Origin of the sequence: Pseudomonas sp. 18175, assembly GCF_050432925.1 — a bacterium.
Classification (GTDB): Bacteria; Pseudomonadota; Gammaproteobacteria; order Pseudomonadales; family Pseudomonadaceae; genus Aquipseudomonas.
The window spans coordinates 43,152-59,475 of sequence record NZ_JBKFTO010000028.1; the positions used below are offsets into that span (position 1 = coordinate 43,152).

General features: G+C 61.7%; 16 protein-coding genes. 8 read left to right on the forward strand and 8 right to left on the reverse strand.

Translation table 11 applies throughout. From position 1 onward, the window contains the following. Positions 1 to 6: 6 nt before the first annotated feature. Complete coding sequence (locus ACLD1Y_RS27410) at positions 7 to 2,226, reverse strand: polysaccharide biosynthesis tyrosine autokinase (protein WP_429480829.1); 2,220 nt, start codon at positions 2,224 to 2,226, stop codon at positions 7 to 9. Positions 2,227 to 2,267: 41 nt separating this feature from the next. After that, positions 2,268 to 2,708 (reverse strand): low molecular weight protein-tyrosine-phosphatase, encoded by a 441-nt coding sequence (locus ACLD1Y_RS27415; RefSeq protein WP_429480830.1) that lies wholly within the window; start codon positions 2,706 to 2,708, stop codon positions 2,268 to 2,270. Positions 2,709 to 2,937: 229 nt separating this feature from the next. Here ACLD1Y_RS27415 and ACLD1Y_RS27420 point away from each other — a divergent pair, with 229 nt between their 5' ends. Together ACLD1Y_RS27420 and ACLD1Y_RS27425 are read left to right on the forward strand one after the other, a co-directional pair. Beyond that, positions 2,938 to 3,246: a phosphomannomutase gene (locus ACLD1Y_RS27420; RefSeq protein WP_429480831.1), complete on the forward strand. Its 309-nt coding sequence runs from the start codon at positions 2,938 to 2,940 to the stop codon at positions 3,244 to 3,246. Beyond that, a complete protein-coding gene (locus ACLD1Y_RS27425) occupies positions 3,243 to 3,575 on the forward strand; it encodes a hypothetical protein (RefSeq protein ID WP_429480832.1) in 333 nt (110 codons plus the stop codon). Before ACLD1Y_RS27420 ends, ACLD1Y_RS27425 begins: the two co-directional genes overlap by 4 nt. On the opposite strand, the gene ACLD1Y_RS27430 is transcribed toward ACLD1Y_RS27425, so the two are convergent. From ACLD1Y_RS27430 to ACLD1Y_RS27445, 4 genes are all read right to left on the reverse strand, one after another. Then, positions 3,527 to 4,147: a hypothetical protein gene (locus ACLD1Y_RS27430; protein WP_429480833.1), complete on the reverse strand. Its 621-nt coding sequence runs from the start codon at positions 4,145 to 4,147 to the stop codon at positions 3,527 to 3,529. The genes ACLD1Y_RS27425 and ACLD1Y_RS27430 overlap by 49 nt on opposite strands. A gap of 111 nt (positions 4,148 to 4,258) precedes the next feature. Further along, positions 4,259 to 5,047 (reverse strand): ABC transporter ATP-binding protein, encoded by a 789-nt coding sequence (locus tag ACLD1Y_RS27435; protein WP_429480834.1) that lies wholly within the window; start codon positions 5,045 to 5,047, stop codon positions 4,259 to 4,261. Continuing rightward, entirely contained in the window at positions 5,041 to 6,030 is a 990-nt protein-coding gene (locus tag ACLD1Y_RS27440; protein ID WP_429480835.1) for an ABC transporter permease, read from the reverse strand. The genes ACLD1Y_RS27435 and ACLD1Y_RS27440 overlap by 7 nt, the downstream gene beginning before the upstream one ends. Then, positions 6,017 to 7,075, reverse strand: coding sequence for an ABC transporter substrate-binding protein (locus tag ACLD1Y_RS27445; protein WP_429480836.1), 1,059 nt, complete (start codon positions 7,073 to 7,075; stop codon positions 6,017 to 6,019). Before ACLD1Y_RS27445 ends, ACLD1Y_RS27440 begins: the two co-directional genes overlap by 14 nt. A 194-nt stretch (positions 7,076 to 7,269) precedes the next feature. Here ACLD1Y_RS27445 and ACLD1Y_RS27450 point away from each other — a divergent pair, with 194 nt between their 5' ends. Next, complete coding sequence (locus tag ACLD1Y_RS27450; RefSeq protein ID WP_429480837.1) at positions 7,270 to 8,214, forward strand: aliphatic sulfonate ABC transporter substrate-binding protein; 945 nt, start codon at positions 7,270 to 7,272, stop codon at positions 8,212 to 8,214. 76 nt (positions 8,215 to 8,290) lie between these two features. Then, positions 8,291 to 9,280 carry a GlxA family transcriptional regulator gene (locus ACLD1Y_RS27455; RefSeq protein ID WP_429480838.1) on the forward strand — a complete coding sequence of 330 codons (990 nt, stop codon included), beginning with the start codon at positions 8,291 to 8,293 and terminating at the stop codon, positions 9,278 to 9,280. A gap of 246 nt (positions 9,281 to 9,526) precedes the next feature. On the opposite strand, the gene ACLD1Y_RS27460 is transcribed toward ACLD1Y_RS27455, so the two are convergent. Beyond that, on the reverse strand, positions 9,527 to 10,933 hold the full coding sequence (locus ACLD1Y_RS27460; RefSeq protein ID WP_429480839.1) for a mechanosensitive ion channel family protein: 1,407 nt from the start codon (positions 10,931 to 10,933) through the stop codon (positions 9,527 to 9,529). Between the two features lie 94 nt (positions 10,934 to 11,027). Continuing rightward, the gene (locus tag ACLD1Y_RS27465; protein ID WP_429480840.1) at positions 11,028 to 12,023 is read right to left on the reverse strand and encodes a LysR family transcriptional regulator; all 996 of its coding nucleotides are present in this window, start codon (positions 12,021 to 12,023) and stop codon (positions 11,028 to 11,030) included. Positions 12,024 to 12,244: 221 nt separating this feature from the next. Between ACLD1Y_RS27465 and ACLD1Y_RS27470 the strand changes: the two genes are divergently transcribed. From ACLD1Y_RS27470 to ACLD1Y_RS27485, 4 genes are all read left to right on the forward strand, one after another. Further along, entirely contained in the window at positions 12,245 to 13,708 is a 1,464-nt protein-coding gene (locus tag ACLD1Y_RS27470; protein ID WP_429480841.1) for a sensor histidine kinase, read from the forward strand. Further along, a complete protein-coding gene (locus ACLD1Y_RS27475; protein ID WP_429480842.1) occupies positions 13,705 to 14,355 on the forward strand; it encodes a response regulator transcription factor in 651 nt (216 codons plus the stop codon). The genes ACLD1Y_RS27470 and ACLD1Y_RS27475 overlap by 4 nt, the downstream gene beginning before the upstream one ends. 155 nt (positions 14,356 to 14,510) lie before the next feature. Beyond that, complete coding sequence (locus ACLD1Y_RS27480) at positions 14,511 to 14,879, forward strand: response regulator transcription factor (RefSeq protein ID WP_429480843.1); 369 nt, start codon at positions 14,511 to 14,513, stop codon at positions 14,877 to 14,879. 133 nt (positions 14,880 to 15,012) lie between these two features. Beyond that, a complete protein-coding gene (locus ACLD1Y_RS27485; protein WP_429480844.1) occupies positions 15,013 to 16,212 on the forward strand; it encodes an NAD(P)/FAD-dependent oxidoreductase in 1,200 nt (399 codons plus the stop codon). Positions 16,213 to 16,324: the final 112 nt, after the last annotated feature.

Genomic DNA, 16,324 nt, shown 5'->3' on the forward strand with positions numbered 1-16,324 from the left:
GGCGCGTCAGGCCTTGTCGGACTGGTAGGCGTAGCTGTAGTAACCGTAGTCGCCATAGCCGTAACTGGCGGAGCGGCGTTTTTCCACACCGTTGAAGATCGCCCCCTTGATGTCGATGCCGTTCTGATGGAAGCGGCGCAGGGTCAGTTCGATTTCCTTCGCCGAGTTCACCCCGAAGCGCGTCACCATCAGGCTGGTGCCGGCCTGGCGCCCGACAATCGCCGCATCGGTCACCGCCAGCAACGGCGGCGTGTCGATAATCACCAAGTCGTAGCGCTCGCTGACCTGGGTCAGCAGTGTGGCGAAATTGGGGTGCATCAACAGTTCCGAGGGGTTCGGCGGAATCTGGCCTCGGCCGATAAAATCGAAGCGTTCAACGCCGGTGGAGTGGATCGCCTCGTCCAGATCGCAGCGCTGTACCAGCAGGTCGGATAGCCCTGTCTCCACGGTCTTGCCGAGCATCTTGTGCAGGTAGCCCTTGCGCATGTCGGCATCGACCAACAGCACCCGCTGGCCCGATTGCGCCACGATGGCCGCCAGGTTGGCGGAGACAAAGGTCTTGCCCACCTCGGGACTGGGCCCGGTGATCATCAGCCGGTTGTTCTTGGCTTCGAGCATGGCGAAATGCAGGCTGGTGCGCAGGCTGCGCATGGCTTCCATAACCAGGTCGTGGGGATGGTTCAGCGCCAGCAACGGTGGCGTACCGGACGGCTGCTTGGAAGCGTTGGCCTCCTCGGCTTTTTGCAAGGGGCTGAACGGAATCGAGGCATACACCGGCAAGCCGAGTTTTTCGATGTCATCCGGGCTTTCCAGGCCACGGTTGAGCAGGTTGCGCACCAGCACCAGGCCCACCGACAACATGCCGCCAAGCACCATCGCCAACAGCACCACAATGAGTTTGCGCGGCGCCACCGGCTTGGCCAGGTTGGCGTCGGCGCTGTCGATCAGGCGCACGTTGCCCACGGTGCCGGCGCGCATCACGTCCAGCTCCTGGGAACGGTTGAGCAACTGGGTGTAGATCTCGGTGCCCACTTGCACGTCGCGGGTCAGGCTGAGCAATTCCTGTTGGGTGGTGGGCAGGCCTTCGACGCGTTTGGTCATCTGCGCCTGCTTGGCATTGAGTTCGGCAAGCTTGGCGATCAAGGCGCGGTACGCCGGATGCTGGGGGGTGAACTTGCGGTCCATCTCGGCCTGTTGCAGCTTGAGCTCGGAGATGCCGGTGTCCAGGGCCACTACCTGGTCGAGCACGGCCTTGGCTTCCAGGCTGATGTCGATGGATTTGCTACGGGTTTGAAAGCGATTCAGGGCGTTCTCGGCCTTTTCCAGGTCGCGACGCACCTGGGGCAATTGGTCGTTGAGAAACGACAGGCTTTGCGCCGCTTCGGCCGAGGTGCGGTCAACGTTCTGCTTCACGTACAGGTTGGAGATTTCATTGAGGGTGCGGATCGCCAGGGCTGGGCGCGTGCTTTCCAGGGTCAGGCTGATGATCCCCGACTCCTTGCCGCGCTCGATCACGGTGAGCAGGTCCTGGTAGTCGGCCACCGCGTCCAGGCGCGCCTTGCGCACGATCTTGAAATGCGCGCCGGGGTTGGCCCGCAAGTCCTTCACCAGCACTTCGACGCCAGCGCCAGCAAACGGCTCGCCGACACGGCCGGCCGCGATCTGCTGGCCATCTTCATCAAACAAGCTGTAGGCCTGGGCCTCACCGGCCACCAGCACCAGGGTAGTCCCCAGCAGTGCAGTGGGCAGGTTCAAGGTGCTGAGTTCAAGCCGCTCGCCCCCTGCCGAATAGCGGCTGAACCCCAACAGCGGCGGCGCGATGTCGCCCTTGTGCGACGGTGCATAACGCCGCGCCAGAAAGCCGCCAATCAATGGGAAATGCTGGGGCGTGATGGTGATATCCAGCGCCAGGGTATCGACGGTCTTGCCGATGATGGTGCGCGACTTGATCAACTCGATCTCGGTCACCGCCGGCGACTCCTTGCCCAGCAAGCTGCTGACATCGGAGAAGCCGAGCATGTCGTTCTTTTTCGGTTCGACCTGAATCAACGCGTTCGCCTGGAACACCGGCGCCGCCAGAATCGCGTAGGCCGCGCCGACCAGCATGCACGTGCCGGTGATACCCGCGATCAACCATTTGTGATCGATCAGGGTGCCGAGCATGCCGAGCACATCGATCTCGTCACGGTGGGGGCTGTCCGGGGAAGTGTTCTGGGGTGAATACATAAATCGCGTCTTCTTCCTTGCCATCATTTAAAGAGGGAGCATCAGCGCGCCAGGCGCTGGGCCCAGGCCTGGGCGGCCTGTTCAATCAATGCATAGGCCTGCACAAAAGCAGGCTTGCCCTGGCGATAGGGGTCGGTGATCTCGCGGTCGTGCTGCCATTTGCCGAGCAGGAACACCTTGCCCCGCGCTTCGGGGGCCAGGGTGAGCACGCCGTCGATGTGGCGTTGCTCCATCACCAGGATCAGGTCGGCTTCGCTCACCGCCTCGACACTCAGCTGCCGCGCCTTGTGCGCCTGGGGCACATACCCATGCTCGCGCAGCACCTGCCCCGCCAACGGTTCAAGTGGATGGTCACGCAACGCGGCCAGGCCCGCCGAACTCACCGTGATCCCGGCAGGTACCAGCGCGGCACTCAGCACCTGCTGCGCCGTGGGGCTGCGGCAAATATTGCCGATGCACACGATCAGTATGTTTTTGAACAAGGCAACCTCCCACGCACCGCACACTTATTCTTCGGCAAAAGGGACAGCCTTATTAAATAGCGAGCAACTAACGACGGACTAATTATGACCACAGCCGACCAACTACGACCATCTATCGCGCAGGACAAAAAATAACAATCACGCCATTACCGACTAAAAATAACATTCCAGTACTTTTTCACCCGCGCATAATAAAGTGCCCATTAACTGCAACAGCAAGGGGATGGCCATGAACACTTCAAAGTTATTGGTAGAGCGTATTGGCCTGTTTCCGTCTTCGGGGGATATCCATGTAGAGGTGAATAACTCGACCCGTGTCGTGGAGCGCATGCAGGTGTTGTATGCCGACAATTCCCTGGACAGCGACGAGTCCTGCGCCGGGCTGTCGATGGTGTTTGCCGATTGGCGCTTCAAGTTGCAGGTGAGCGACCCGCTGTCGGTGTGCCTGTGCGTGGAAAGCCGTGGCGACAGCCAGTTCATGCAGGTCAAGACCGCCGAACTGCTGGCAAACATCTGCGGCACCGAGGAGCGCCCATGAGCCTGCTTGGTGATTGGCGGCGCAGCTATGCGCTGAGGAAACTCACGGGGATCTTCGAAGGCTTCACCGAACCGGCCCACGGCGCGCAGTACCAGCACAACACCCAGGCAATTGGCCACTGGCTGGACCAACTGCACGGCAGCTCGCCCCTGGACATTACCCATGCGCTGCTCAAGCAGATGAAAGGCGCCAAGCGCCGCAGTGATGCGCGGCGCTTCAACGCCCAGACCGTGCTGCTGGAGTTGATGGTGGACAGCAACCTGGCGCTGGACCTGGCGACTTACTCGGCCTTCGTGTGCGCCGTGTCCAGGCGCCAGGCCGGCTCCTGATGGGCCTGCTCGGCCCCCGACAGGCTGATTGCCACACGGTTGAGCAACAACTCGGCGTTGTACTTGGGCACCAGAGCGCATAACAGCAACAGCACCAGGCCAGCGCCGATAAAGCGCGGGGGAACCTTGATGTCGGCCACTTCAATCCGCCACAGAAACGCGACAGCCGCCACCGCCCCCAACGTGGCGCCGGCCAATGCTTCATTCAATGGGTGGATATAAGGCGCGACACAATAAGCACTGAACCCTACACTGATAAACAACCCGGCCACTGCCGCCGGCCAACGCCATAGCGGGTTGACCTGACGGGCCACCAGACTGGCCCCCACCGTTATCATCAAACAGCTATTCATGGCATGCCCGCTTAATACGGCAATGTCCAAGTATTGGAACGAAAAACCCCAGCCTTTGAATAACAACTTACTGGCGGCCACCAGCGAATAAGTTATACCCACTGTTATTATCCAGGCGCGCAGTGCCCAGGGATTGGAATAGCGCAACCACACGGCAATCATCAGTGCGGCCGGAATCATGACGGTAATACCGCCATACTGTGCAAGTTCTGCCCGCATTATTGCCAACCTGACAAACCGATATCGGCGCCCATCAGACCCTAGTGTTGGGGAAATTACAACGTTATCCAAAGTCAGGCTTTTTAACTGCCCCCCGCAGACACCCGTTAGCTACCAACTCGCCCCCAACCCCAACAACCCCAATATCTGCCGCCGCAGTTCCACCAGATACGGATCATCCCGATGCCGCGGATAGGGCCGCTCAATCGTCAGTTGCGCCTGGATCCGCGCGGGCCGGTCACTGAACACAATCACCCGATTGGCCAGCAGCAACGCCTCCTCCACATCATGGGTCACCAACAACGCCGTATACCCCTGGCGCTGCCACAAATCGATCAACTCCTTTTGCATGGTGATCCGCGTCAGCGAATCCAGCTTGCCCAACGGCTCGTCCAGGATCAGCAAGCGCGGTTGATTGACCAACGCCCGGGCCAGTGCAACGCGCTGGGCCATGCCGCCCGACAACTGCCGGGGATATGCCCGGGCAAATTGGCTGAGGCCGACTTTCTCCAAGGCCTCATCGACCTTGCCTGCATGGGTCTTGAGCAAACCCTGGGCTTCCAGGCCCAGCGCCACGTTGTCCCACACACGGCGCCACGGATACAGCGTGGGGTCTTGAAACACCACCACGCGGCTTGGGTCCGGCCCGGTGATGGCTTCACCCTCGGCCAATAATCGCCCGGAATCTGCAGGCTCCAGGCCGGCCACCAGGCGCAGCAAAGTAGACTTACCGCACCCCGAAGGCCCCAGCAAGGCCACGAACTCCCCCGGTGCCACGTCCAGCGATACCCGTTCCAACACTGGTAGGTGCGCGCCATCCAGGGCAAAGCCATGGCTCAGGTTTTCGATGCGCAGCGCCAACCCTGTGGGCGTCGATACAGCCTGTGGAAGGGCTACCATTTCATGGCTCCTTTCTGCCATGCCAACAAGCGGTCACGCACCAGGAACAACCCGGTGATCAAGCCTGAACAGGCCAACGCCATGATCAGCAACGCGGCGTACATGTTCGCGTAGGCGGCCCAACCCTGGGCCCATTGCAGGTACCAGCCGATGCCGGATTTGACCCCCATCATTTCCGCCACCACCAGGGTGGAAAACGACGCCCCCAAGCCCATGAACAGACCGACAAATACATGGGGCAAGGCGGCCGGAATCGCCACCTTGAAGATCAGGAAACCCTGTTTGGCCCCGAGGGTGCGCGCCACGTCGTAATAGGCTTTGTCCACGCTGGCAACCCCCGACCAGGTCAACACCGTGACCGGAAACCACGTCGCCAGGGCGATCAGGAACACACTGGCGCTCCAACTGCTGGGGAACAGGAAAAAGCACAGCGGCAGCAACGCCGTGGACGGCACCGGCCCCAGGATGCGCAACACCGGGTGCAACCAGTAGCCGATGCGCGTCGACCAGCCAATGGCTACACCGGCGATAAACCCGGTGACCGCCCCCAGCGCCACGCCCGAACCCAGCAATAACGCCGAGTGCAGCAGGCTGTCGGCCAAGCGTGCGTAGTCTTCGACATACACCGCCAGCAACGCCTGGGGCGGCGCAAAAAACGGCACCGGCAACAGCGCCAGCTTGGCGGTGAGCAACTCCCAGATCGCCAGCAACACCGGCAACGCAATCAGCCAAGGCCCGGCCGTGCGCAGGCGCGTGCCCAGCCTGGCCACCCTGCGGCCCAACACGCTCAGCACCACGAACACTGCCGCCACGCCGACGCAGACATTGGCCAAGCCCTGGGTCATCGGCCAGTTGCGTATCGCGTTGGGCCAGTAGCTGATCAACAGCGCGACGGCCAGCCACGCCGCCACCACGGCGACGCCCTGCCCCCAGAATTTGAGGGTCAGGGGCGGGTTGAGGGTGCTGGCGTCAGCTGAAGACATCGGCGGTGATCTCCTTGGCAAACTCCACCGGGTCGGTGCCCTTGCTGATCACTTCGACGGTTTTAAGGTCAGTGACGTAGGTGGTGATCTCTTGGGTCAGCGCGGCACCCACCGCGTGGTGGCCGTGGGTGTGATCGTGAAGAATCGCCTGCACTTCTTCGGTGGAGGTGTTCAAGGCAAACGCCTGGAAGCCCTTGGCGACTTCCTCCGGGTGCTGTACGGAATAGTCGTGGGCTTCCAGGATCGCCTGGGTCAGCGCTGCAACCACACGCTTGTCTTCGCGCACCAACTTGCCAGTGACACCGACCACGCAGCAACTGAGGTTGGCGTACTCCTCCACCAGGTTGGTGGACAGCTCCCGCGCCACGCCAGACTTGATCAAGCGGTACATGAACGGGTCACTGCCGCTCACCGCCTGCACCTCGCCGCGCTCCAGCGCGGTGCCGAGCAGGTCGGCCGGGTACAGGCGCCATTCCACGTCGCGTACCGGGTCGACACCGTGCTTTTTCAGCAGGATCGAGAAGAAATTGCGGTCCGGGCTGGCCATGTCGGTCACGCCGATGGCCTTGCCCTTGAGGTCTTCGAGTTTGGCGACCGTGCCGTTCACCGCACTGAGCAAGCGCAGGCAACCGCCATGGGTGCCGGCGGTGAGCTTCACATCGAAGCCCTGCTCCAGCGCCTTGAGCCAACGCAACGCCATGCCCACACCCGCGTCGGCTTTGCCGGTGGCGATGGCCTCCAGCAGTACCTCGGTGGAGTTGCCGAAGTTGACCAGTTCCACATCCAGATTGTGCTTGGTAAAGAAGCCCTGGCCATGGGCGATGACCACCGGGGCCAGGCACACGGCGTTGAGGTTCACTGCCAGTTTCAATTTGCGCGGTGCGTCGAGCCGGATGAAGTCGCCGGTGCCGGCAGGTTCCTGGGCCGTGTTGTGGCCGGCGTGTTCATCGGCGGCACTACCAAAGCGTGGCAGCGACAGGCTGGCCAGTGTGATCCCGGCCACGCTCAACAGGCGGCGGCGGGTGAGACGGGCGAAATCATCCATGCACAACATCCTCTTATAGAATCAATTCGATTATATAAATGGACGATTATTATGAAAGAAACATATAACTCTATGGTTATGCCCGATTCGTCGAAAGCCGGGAAAAGCGCCCTAAGCTAAGATCGAAAGAGTATTTAACGAATGTTTTTTAGAACTTTATGCTCAGCTCTATTTCGTCCAGGATCGAGCTCGCCATGTCCCTACGTCGTCCCTTCGCCGCAGCCCTCGGGTTGCTGGCCTTTTCTCTCGTCGTAAGCGCCGAGGCCCAGGAAACCGTGCGCATCGGTTACCAGAAATCCTCCACCCTGATCACCCTGCTCAAAACCCAGGGCACCCTGGAAAAAGCCCTCAAGGCCGAGCATATCGACGTGAGCTGGCACGAGTTTCCCAGCGGCCTGCCGTTGTTGGAAGCGTTGAACGTGGGCAATGTGGATATCAGCGCGGATGTCGCTGACACCGTGCCGATTTTCGCCCAGGCCGCCCAGGCCAAACTCACCTACTTCGCCCAGGAAGCGCCCTCGCCTTCGGCCCAGGCCATCGTGGTGCGCAAGGACTCGCCGATCCAACAGCTCAGTGACTTGAAAGGCAAGAAAATCGCCGTGACCAAAGCGGCGGGCACGCACTACCTATTGATCGCTGCATTGGCCAAAGCAGGCTTGGCGTTCGCCGATATCGAACCGGCCTACCTGTCCCCCGCCGATGGCCGCGCTGCCTTTGAAAACAACAAGGTCGACGCCTGGGTCACCTGGGAACCCTTCCTCACCAGCGTGCAGCGCCAACTGCCCACCCGCACCTTGGCCGATGGCGCGGGGCTGGCCAGTTACAAGCGTTATTACCTGACCGGCACGCCCTACGCCAAGGCCCACCCAGAGGTATTGAAGGTGGTGTACGAACAGTTGGACAAGGCTGGCCAATGGGTGAAAACCCACCCGCAGGACGCGGCGAAAGTGTTGGGCCCGTTGTGGGGCAACCTGGATGTGGCCACGGTTGAAGCAGCCAATGCGCACCGCAGCTATCAGGTGCAGCCGGTGACGATTGACCAGTTGGGTGAACAGCAGAAGATTGCCGATGCATTCTTCAAGGCCGGGTTGCTGCCCAAGGCAGTGGATGCGCAGGATGTGCAGACCTGGAAGCCTTAAGCGGATTTAGCCTGAGCCGGTAAACAGTGGTACAACGGAGGGCGCCTTGCATCCCCCTCTGTTGAGACTACCGCTCATGACGTCCCCCCTCGCAAAGCCGCGCACGCTGGTATTCCTGGCCTACCCACAGATGGGTCTACTCGACCTGACCGGCGCCCAGACCGTGTTCTGGGCCGCCACCAAGGCCATGGCCGAACGCGGTTTGCAAGGCTACGCGATCCACACCGCCAGCCTGGCAGGCGGCCTGATGCAAACGGCTGAAGGCTTGAGCGTGGACACGGTCCCGCTGGCGCAGCTCAGTGATTACCCCATCGACACTTTGATTGTGCCCGGCGCACCAGCGATCCAGCAGGCGATGGCGGCCAACGGAGACCTGGTGGACTGGCTGCGCGTGGCGTCCGGCACCGCCACGCGTACCGCGTCGGTGTGCAGCGGCACCTTCCTGCTGGCCATGGCCGGTTTGCTCGACGGACGCCGCGCCGCGACGCACTGGGCAATGTGCGACATGCTCAAGGCCGGCTTCCCGGCCATCGTGGTGGATATGGACGCGATCTTTATCCAGCAAGGCAATGTATGGACCTCGGCGGGCGTCACTGCCGGTATCGACTTGGCGCTGGCCTTGGTGGAAATCGACTGCGGCCGCGACGTGGCGTTGCAAGTGGCCCGTGAGCTGGTGGTGTTCCTCAAGCGCCCCGGCGGGCAGGCGCAGTTCAGCCAGCTGTTGCAGGCGCAAACCGACGACAGTGCAGGCTTTGACACCTTGCACCTATGGCTCGCCGACAACCTGCAAGCGCCCGACCTTTCGGTGGAGCGCCTGGCCCAACAGGCACAGATGAGCCCGCGCAACTTCGCCCGCGTCTACAAACAACGCACCGGCCGTACACCGGCAAAGGCGGTCGAGCTGTTTCGGCTGGAAGCCGCACGGCGCCTGCTGGAAGACTCTGAACGCAACATCGACCAGATCGCCCGGCTCAGTGGCTTCGGTGATGAGGAACGGATGCGCTACACCTTCCACCGCCACCTGGCGATTTCGCCCCGGGAATACCGGGAGCGGTTTTCCCGCTGACCCGCGCTGTAGGCCATGAACGGGCTTGTTGTAGTGAGCGGGCTTGCCCTAATGCCAGTCAGTTAAGGGCAAACACCGTCAGTGTGGCGAGGGAGCTTGCTCCCGCTGGGCCGCGAAGCGGCCCCAGCTCTTTGTTTTGAAAGACTGGGACTGCTACGCAGTCCAGCGGGAGCAAGCTCCCTCGCCACAGGTTAGCTTTTACTCTTTCTAACCCTTAACTGACTGGCATTAGGGCTTGCCCGCTCACTACAACAGCCAGCGGAAGAATCGGTTTTTTGCGGGGGGCTGCGGTTTTTTGAGCACCACGGTATCTCTGATGCCCTCACGCTGATGCTGCAATTTATCCAACGCCATCAACAAGTCACTGCTGTGCTGCAACTGCGCGCCCAACTGCGACTTTTCAATCCGAAACAGCCGCCCGCTGGTGAGGCTACGAAACTGTCCACGGGACCGCCCATCCGCCAGGATGCCCTCCTCGCCCATCACCTCACCGGGCCCCATCCGCCCGGCTTCAACCACGCGCTCACCATCATGGATCGCCACCGAGACCACCCCCGTAGCGATGATCAGCAGGCCATCGGCGATCTCGTCGAACGCCAACAGCACTTGGTTGGCCTGGAAGTCCACCGGGGTCATGGCTTCGGCAAGGCGGTCGCGTTCCTCGGCGCTGAGGGCACGCATCACCCGCGCCTCTTCGAGCAATTGGCGCTGGCGGCTCCAGGCCTGCACGGTCGCGCCCCACGTCACGCCTGCCGCTTGCAGGTGTCGATGGGCCAAGTCGAACATCAGGTTGCGCACACTGCTGCGGGCTGAGCGCGAGGCGACAAACCCCCTGAGTTCATATTCGCTGAACTCCAGCTGCGAGCTTTTGATCGACACTTTGGACGTAGGTGTCGACAACAGCGCCTGGGTGCCCTGCAGGGCTTTCTCCAAGGCCTCCAGCACCCGCCGTGGCGCGACGTTGCTGGGCACTGCGAGGGTAACGGCAACCCCATGCATTGCGCCCGAGCGACTGTGGTTGAGGATCTTCGCCTTGGCCGCCAGCGCGTTGGGCACCACTGCGACGCTGCCCGTCTCAGTCTGCAAGTGGGTGGAGCGCCAGTCGATTTCCAACACCTTGCCTTCGACGCCGTCGATACTGACCCAATCGTCCAACTGATAGGGCTTGGTCGTATTGATCACGATGCCGCTGAATACATCACTCAAGGTACTTTGCACCGCCAGGCCGATAATGATTGCCATCGCCCCGGAGGTTGCCAGCAAGCCCCTGACCGGCAGTTGCAGCACGTATGCCGCCGCACCGACGATGGCCACCAGAAAGATCACGGCGCCTACGACGTCGTGCAACAGGCGCGCACTCTGACCGACACCAGCCGTGAGGCCATGACCGAGGATGACCGTCACGGTACGGGCGGCAAACAACCACCAACCGATGCCCAATACTGTCGCCATCAGGTTGAGCACTGCATCATCGGGCCACGGCGGTGGCTGCAACGGGCTGATGCCGGCGGTCAGCATCACCCAGCAGAACAGCGCGAACACCAACACCCGCAGCACCGTGCGCAAGGTTCGTTTGGGCGGGCCGAGGCAGTGCCAGAGTGTCAGGTCGAGCAGAATCAATGCGCCGCCGAGCAACAAGGGATGGGTATACATGGCAAGTGTTCCTCAGCTGTTGTGGCGAGCGAGCGTTCTGTGGTGAGCGAGCTTGCTCGCGCTGGGCTGCGAAGCAGCCCCAAACCCTGCCACCTCAACCGCTCTGACACACCGCAGTGACCTTATTAGGGCCGCTTCGCGCCCCAGCGCGAGCAAGCTCGCTCACCACAGAGAACTCGGTCACAGGTTCGCCAAGAAACACACTGCACCGCGCCCGCAACCAGCGCTCTCCCGGATCGTTGTGGGTCGTTCCGCGCCACACCAACGCAAGCTCCTGCTCGGGCAATGCCAGCGGCGCGCACTGCGCGCGCAACCCACCTACACCGTCCATGGCGTGGGCCACGTAGTCCGGCACGATGGCGAGCATGTCGCTGTCGGCGAGCAGCACCGGCAAGGCGCTGAACTGCGGCACCGTGAGCACCACTTTGCGCTGGCGACCGAGCACGCCGAGGGCGCGGTCGCAATCGTCGAGCACGTTGCCCATCGACGACACGACGGCATGGGGTCGCTGGCAGAAGTCTTCCAGGCCCAGTTCCCCCGGTCGGTTGTCGGCGCGCAGCAGCATCGGGCGCATCGGCCGCAGGCTTTTGCGCCGCGCGTTGGCCGGCAGCTCCTGGGTGTGGCTAATACCCAAGGAGATTTCGCCGCTGGTCAGCAGTTGCGACATCTGCCAGTGATCAGCACGGCGCACCACCAACGTCATATTCGGCGCTTCGATGCGCAGGCGTCGCAGCAGGCTGGGCAACAAGGCGTACTCCACGTCATCCGACAGGCCGATATGAAACGTCGCCTCGCTGGTGCCTGGGTTGAACGCCTGGCAACGGCTCAGCGCCGCCGCGATGCTGTCCAGCGCGGGGCCCAGGTTGCTGAAAATCTCTTCGGCACGGGAGGTCGGCTGCATCAAACGCCCGGCGCGGATGAACAGCGGATCATCAAACATCAGCCGCAAGCGGCCGAGGGCACTGCTGATGGTCGGCTGGCCGAGGAACAGTTTCTCGCCGACGCGGCTGACATTGCGCTCATGCATCATCGACTCGAACACCACCAGCAGGTTGATGTCAGCACGACGCAGGTCATTTCTGTTCATCATGTTAGCCACCCGGCCGCAGGGCCTTGGAGAGAAATAAGAGCCCCAAGGTTAAGTACGCGGCGCCCGGGTGTCCCTCCTACCTGGGGACAGCCCGGTCATACCAGGGTATAGGGCTTGGCAGGATTTCAGGGTTTTGTGTCCTACTCGCTAAGAACGGATGCTTTTACAGTAAGCGTCCACTGCTCCACCCTCGACAACCCTCAACGGAGTGCCCGGACGCCATGAAAATCACTGCTGCCGCAGGCGCCGGGTTCGGCATCAGCCCAACGCCTGCGATCAATGCCCTGGGCTGGGTGGTGGGGCTGGTGGTGGCCTGCGGTATCTTCGTGATCAACTCCCAAACCCATACCGACTGGGCACCGACGCTGCTCTACATCACCCTGCTATTGATGGCCGCCAATCTGTTTTCGATCAATGTGGTGATTGGTGTCGCGCTGTTTTCCATCGTGTTGCTCACGGCGTTGTTTCTGCTCAATGGCAACTATGCGCAGTGGGACTCGATCACCGGTTTTTTCCGCTGCCTCACGGCGCTTTCGGCGATCACCTTCCTGGCCTTGCGCAGCAAATACGCAGCGGACAGTCTGCGCCATAACCAGGCGTACCTGATCGGAGCCCAGCGTTTGAGCCAGACCGGCAGCGTGAGCTTTCGCGGCGATAGCCAGGCGATGTCCTGGTCAGAAGAATTGGCGCGGATTTTCGAGTACCCGCCCCACCAGCCACCTACGGCGACAATGGTGCTGGAGCGCACCCATCCTGATGACCTGCACCTGGCCCATGAAGTGTTCGAACTCGCTCGCAAGCGCGTGCCGCTGATCGAGGTCAAGCACCGCCTGTTGATGCCGGATGGGCGCGTCAAGCATATCCATATGATCGCCACCCCCGTGGAAACGCGGGGACAGTTTGAATACCTGGGCGCAGTGAAGGACATCACGGCCGACAAACGCGCCGAAGAGGCCTTGTTCCATGCCCAGAGCCAACTGGCCCACGTAACCCGCATCACCGCGCTAGGCGAGCTAGCCGCCTCGATTGCACACGAGGTAAACCAACCACTGACCGCCATCACCAGCAGCGGCGAAGCCTGCCGACGTTGGCTCGATCGGCCGGTGCCAGACCTCGATGAAGCGCGCCAGTCCCTGGACCGCATTGTCTCTAGCGCGTGTCGGGCCAGTGAGGTGATCAGCCGCATCCGTGCGCTGTCACGCAAGTGCGACCCACTGCGCAAGCCCGAGTCACTGGACGCCATCGTCAATGAAACCCTAGGCCTGGTACAGCACGAACTGTCGCGGCACAAAGTCCGCAGCCGCATGGAGTTGAACGTGCTCGATAAGCAGGTCAACGCTGACCGCGTTCAACTGCAACAGGTGATCATCAATCTGATCATCAATGCCTGCCATGCCATGGAAACCATCGCGCCGCGCCAGCGTCTGCTGCGGGTGCGAACCTGGGTGGACGGTAGCGATGTACGGCTGGAAGTGGCCGACCAGGGCGTCGGCATCGACGCCAAGGATATGCCCACCCTGTTCCAACCCTTCTTCACCACCAAGCCCGATGGCCTGGGCATGGGCCTGTCGATCTGCCGTTCGATCATCGACTTCCACGGTGGCCGACTCTGGGCCACCAGCACGCCGGGCCAAGGCACTTCCTTTACCTGCTCACTGCCATTACTGGCCAAGGAGGCCCCATGAACGACCTGCACCCGATGAACCGGGTTATCAGCCACGACCCCTGGGTGTACATCGTCGATGACGACCGGCCGTTGCGCGAGTCCCTCGGCAGCCTGTTGCGCTCGGTGGGCTTGCAGGTACAGCTGTTTGGTTCGGCGGCCGAGTTCATGCATTTTCCGCGGCCCGACCTGCCCAGTTGCCTGGTGTTGGACGTGCGCTTGCAAGGCACCAGTGGCCTGGATTTTCAGAATGAACTGGTGGCGGCGCGGATCAACCTGCCGATCGTGTTCATGACCGGCCACGGGGATATCGCCATGACCGTGCGCGCGATGAAAGCCGGCGCGGTGGATTTTTTGTCCAAACCGTTTCGCGAGCAGGACTTGATCGACGCGGTGTGCGCCGCCCATTGCCGGGATAAGGCGCGACGCGAGGCCGAGCGCGGTAATGACGAACTCTGTACGCGCTATGCCAGCCTCACGCCTCGCGAGCAAACGGTGATGGCGCTGGCGGTGTCGGGATTGATGAACAAGCAGATCGCCGGTGAGATTGGCCTGAGTGAGATCACGGTGAAGATTCATCGTGGGCAGGCCATGCGCAAGATGGTTGCGCGGTCGTTTGCTGACCTGGTGCGCATGGCGCAGGCGCTCGGTATTGCGGTCAAGGTGTAGGCGTTGGGGCTTGCACGGGACCTGTGGGAGGGGGCTTGCCCCGATGGCTATCTACCGGCTATACGCACGTATAGTATTTTGCCGGTGGGGACGGCGTATCTTGAGGTGATGGCGGGTTGCTTCCATGTGCAGCCCGATTGCCTCCAGGTATTGAAATGTCTGACACCAAGATAATTGCCGTTGTCGATGATGATGAGTCCGTCCGCATGGCATTGGATGGGCTGCTGCGCTCCAACGGCTACAGCGTTCGGTTGTATGCCAATGCCGAAGCTTTCCTGGGCGCCGAAGGCCCGCGTAGCACCGCCTGCCTGATCAGCGATATCCAGATGCCCGGCCTTTCCGGTATCCAGCTTTACGAAACCCTCCACGCCCAAGGCATCAACATCCCGGTGATTTTCATCACGGGTTACTGCGGCCCCTCGCCCACCCTCGACCCCACGCTGCCGGCTCCGATTGCATTCTTTCCCAAGCCGTTTTCCTGCGCCCAACTGATGGCCTGTCTTGAAGACGTGCTGGGCCGTTAATACCTTGGTATAGCGGCCTCACACCTAGGCATGCCCGCAGTGACCCTAGGTAGAAGTGTTCGAGGGTTGCGGCCTGGTTAGTCTTTCTCCACACAGTCCCACTCATGCAAACACGACTCTCCAGGAGCAAACCATGAAACAGCACATTCTTATTATTGGCGCAGGGTTCGGTGGTGTCTGGAGCGCATTGAGCGCGGCCCGCCTGCTGGATAAACATAACCGCGACGACGTGCAGATCAGCCTGCTCGCCCCGAAGCCGGAGTTGCGTATCCGCCCACGCTTCTACGAGGCCGACGTGCACACCATGATGGCGCCACTGGGCCCGTTGTTCGAAGCAGTCGGCGTGAATTTTGTGGAAGGTGCGGCCGACAGCATCAACGAAAACAGCAAGCAGGTGACCTACCGCAACGCTGCGGGCATCTCCACGACGATCACGTACGACCGCCTGGTTCTGGCTGCGGGCAGCCGCTTGAATCGTCCACAGATGCAAGGTATCGAACACGTCTTCGATGTGGACCAAATTGAAGATGCCACGCGCCTGGAAGCCCATATCAAGGCCCTGAAAACCCTGCCAGACAGCGCAGCGCGCAACACGGTTGTGGTGGCCGGCGGCGGTTTCACCGGTATCGAGACCGCCACCGAAATGCCGGCGCGGCTGCGTGAGGCACTGGGTGACACGGCTGACATCCGCGTGATCGTGGTCGACCGTGGCCCGCAGATTGCCGCGTCCATGGGCGATGGCATTCGCCCATCGATCATTGAAGCCAGCAAAGAACTGGGCCTGGACTGGGTACTCGACACCTCGGTGGCGTCGGTGGATGCCGGCGGCGTGACCCTGGCCAACGGTCAGCGCATTGAGTCGAACACCGTGATCTGGACCATCGGCTTTCGCGCCAACCCACTGACCGAACAGGTCAGCGGCACCCGCGACCCACAAGGCCGCCTGCATGTGGACGGCAACCTCAAAGTGAAGGGCCAGGCCGATGTCTTCGCCGCCGGTGACGTGGCCTACGCCGCCACCGATGAGCTGGGCAACTTCGCCGGCATGTCCTGCCAGCACGCCATCGCCCTGGGCCGCTACGCAGGTAACAACGTCGCCGCCGACCTGATCGGCGTGGCCCCGATGACCTACAGCCAGCCCAAATACGTGACCTGCCTCGACCTTGGCGCCTGGGGCGCGGTATTCACCGAAGGCTGGGACCGCCAACTCAAACTGGTGGGCCAGGAAGCCAAGGAACTCAAGCACCAGATCAACACTGTGTGGATCTACCCGCCAGCGGCTGATCGCGCCGTGGCGCTGGCAGCGGCAGACCCGCTGATTCCGGTGGCCTGATTCAAGCAATCCCTACACCGGGCAGCCCACTCCTTGTTGCCCCGGTCACTCCCGAGCGCCCGCCGATGATGTTTAGGCGGGCGTTTTTTTAAAGTTCACTCGATCAAATGTG

What these genes read in the sequence shown, in the direction of transcription:
- ACLD1Y_RS27410 (WP_429480829.1), bottom strand. Translation starts at nt 2,226, where the DNA reads ATGTATTCACCCCAGAACACTTCCCCGGACAGCCCCCACCGTGACGAG.
- ACLD1Y_RS27420 (WP_429480831.1), top strand. Translation starts at nt 2,938, where the DNA reads ATGAACACTTCAAAGTTATTGGTAGAGCGTATTGGCCTGTTTCCGTCT.
- ACLD1Y_RS27425 (WP_429480832.1), top strand. Translation starts at nt 3,243, where the DNA reads ATGAGCCTGCTTGGTGATTGGCGGCGCAGCTATGCGCTGAGGAAACTC.
- ACLD1Y_RS27430 (WP_429480833.1), bottom strand. Translation starts at nt 4,147, where the DNA reads ATGCGGGCAGAACTTGCACAGTATGGCGGTATTACCGTCATGATTCCG.
- ACLD1Y_RS27435 (WP_429480834.1), bottom strand. Translation starts at nt 5,047, where the DNA reads ATGGTAGCCCTTCCACAGGCTGTATCGACGCCCACAGGGTTGGCGCTG.
- ACLD1Y_RS27440 (WP_429480835.1), bottom strand. Translation starts at nt 6,030, where the DNA reads ATGTCTTCAGCTGACGCCAGCACCCTCAACCCGCCCCTGACCCTCAAA.
- ACLD1Y_RS27445 (WP_429480836.1), bottom strand. Translation starts at nt 7,075, where the DNA reads ATGGATGATTTCGCCCGTCTCACCCGCCGCCGCCTGTTGAGCGTGGCC.
- ACLD1Y_RS27450 (WP_429480837.1), top strand. Translation starts at nt 7,270, where the DNA reads ATGTCCCTACGTCGTCCCTTCGCCGCAGCCCTCGGGTTGCTGGCCTTT.
- ACLD1Y_RS27455 (WP_429480838.1), top strand. Translation starts at nt 8,291, where the DNA reads ATGACGTCCCCCCTCGCAAAGCCGCGCACGCTGGTATTCCTGGCCTAC.
- ACLD1Y_RS27460 (WP_429480839.1), bottom strand. Translation starts at nt 10,933, where the DNA reads ATGTATACCCATCCCTTGTTGCTCGGCGGCGCATTGATTCTGCTCGAC.
- ACLD1Y_RS27465 (WP_429480840.1), bottom strand. Translation starts at nt 12,023, where the DNA reads ATGATGAACAGAAATGACCTGCGTCGTGCTGACATCAACCTGCTGGTG.
- ACLD1Y_RS27470 (WP_429480841.1), top strand. Translation starts at nt 12,245, where the DNA reads ATGAAAATCACTGCTGCCGCAGGCGCCGGGTTCGGCATCAGCCCAACG.
- ACLD1Y_RS27475 (WP_429480842.1), top strand. Translation starts at nt 13,705, where the DNA reads ATGAACGACCTGCACCCGATGAACCGGGTTATCAGCCACGACCCCTGG.
- ACLD1Y_RS27480 (WP_429480843.1), top strand. Translation starts at nt 14,511, where the DNA reads ATGTCTGACACCAAGATAATTGCCGTTGTCGATGATGATGAGTCCGTC.
- ACLD1Y_RS27485 (WP_429480844.1), top strand. Translation starts at nt 15,013, where the DNA reads ATGAAACAGCACATTCTTATTATTGGCGCAGGGTTCGGTGGTGTCTGG.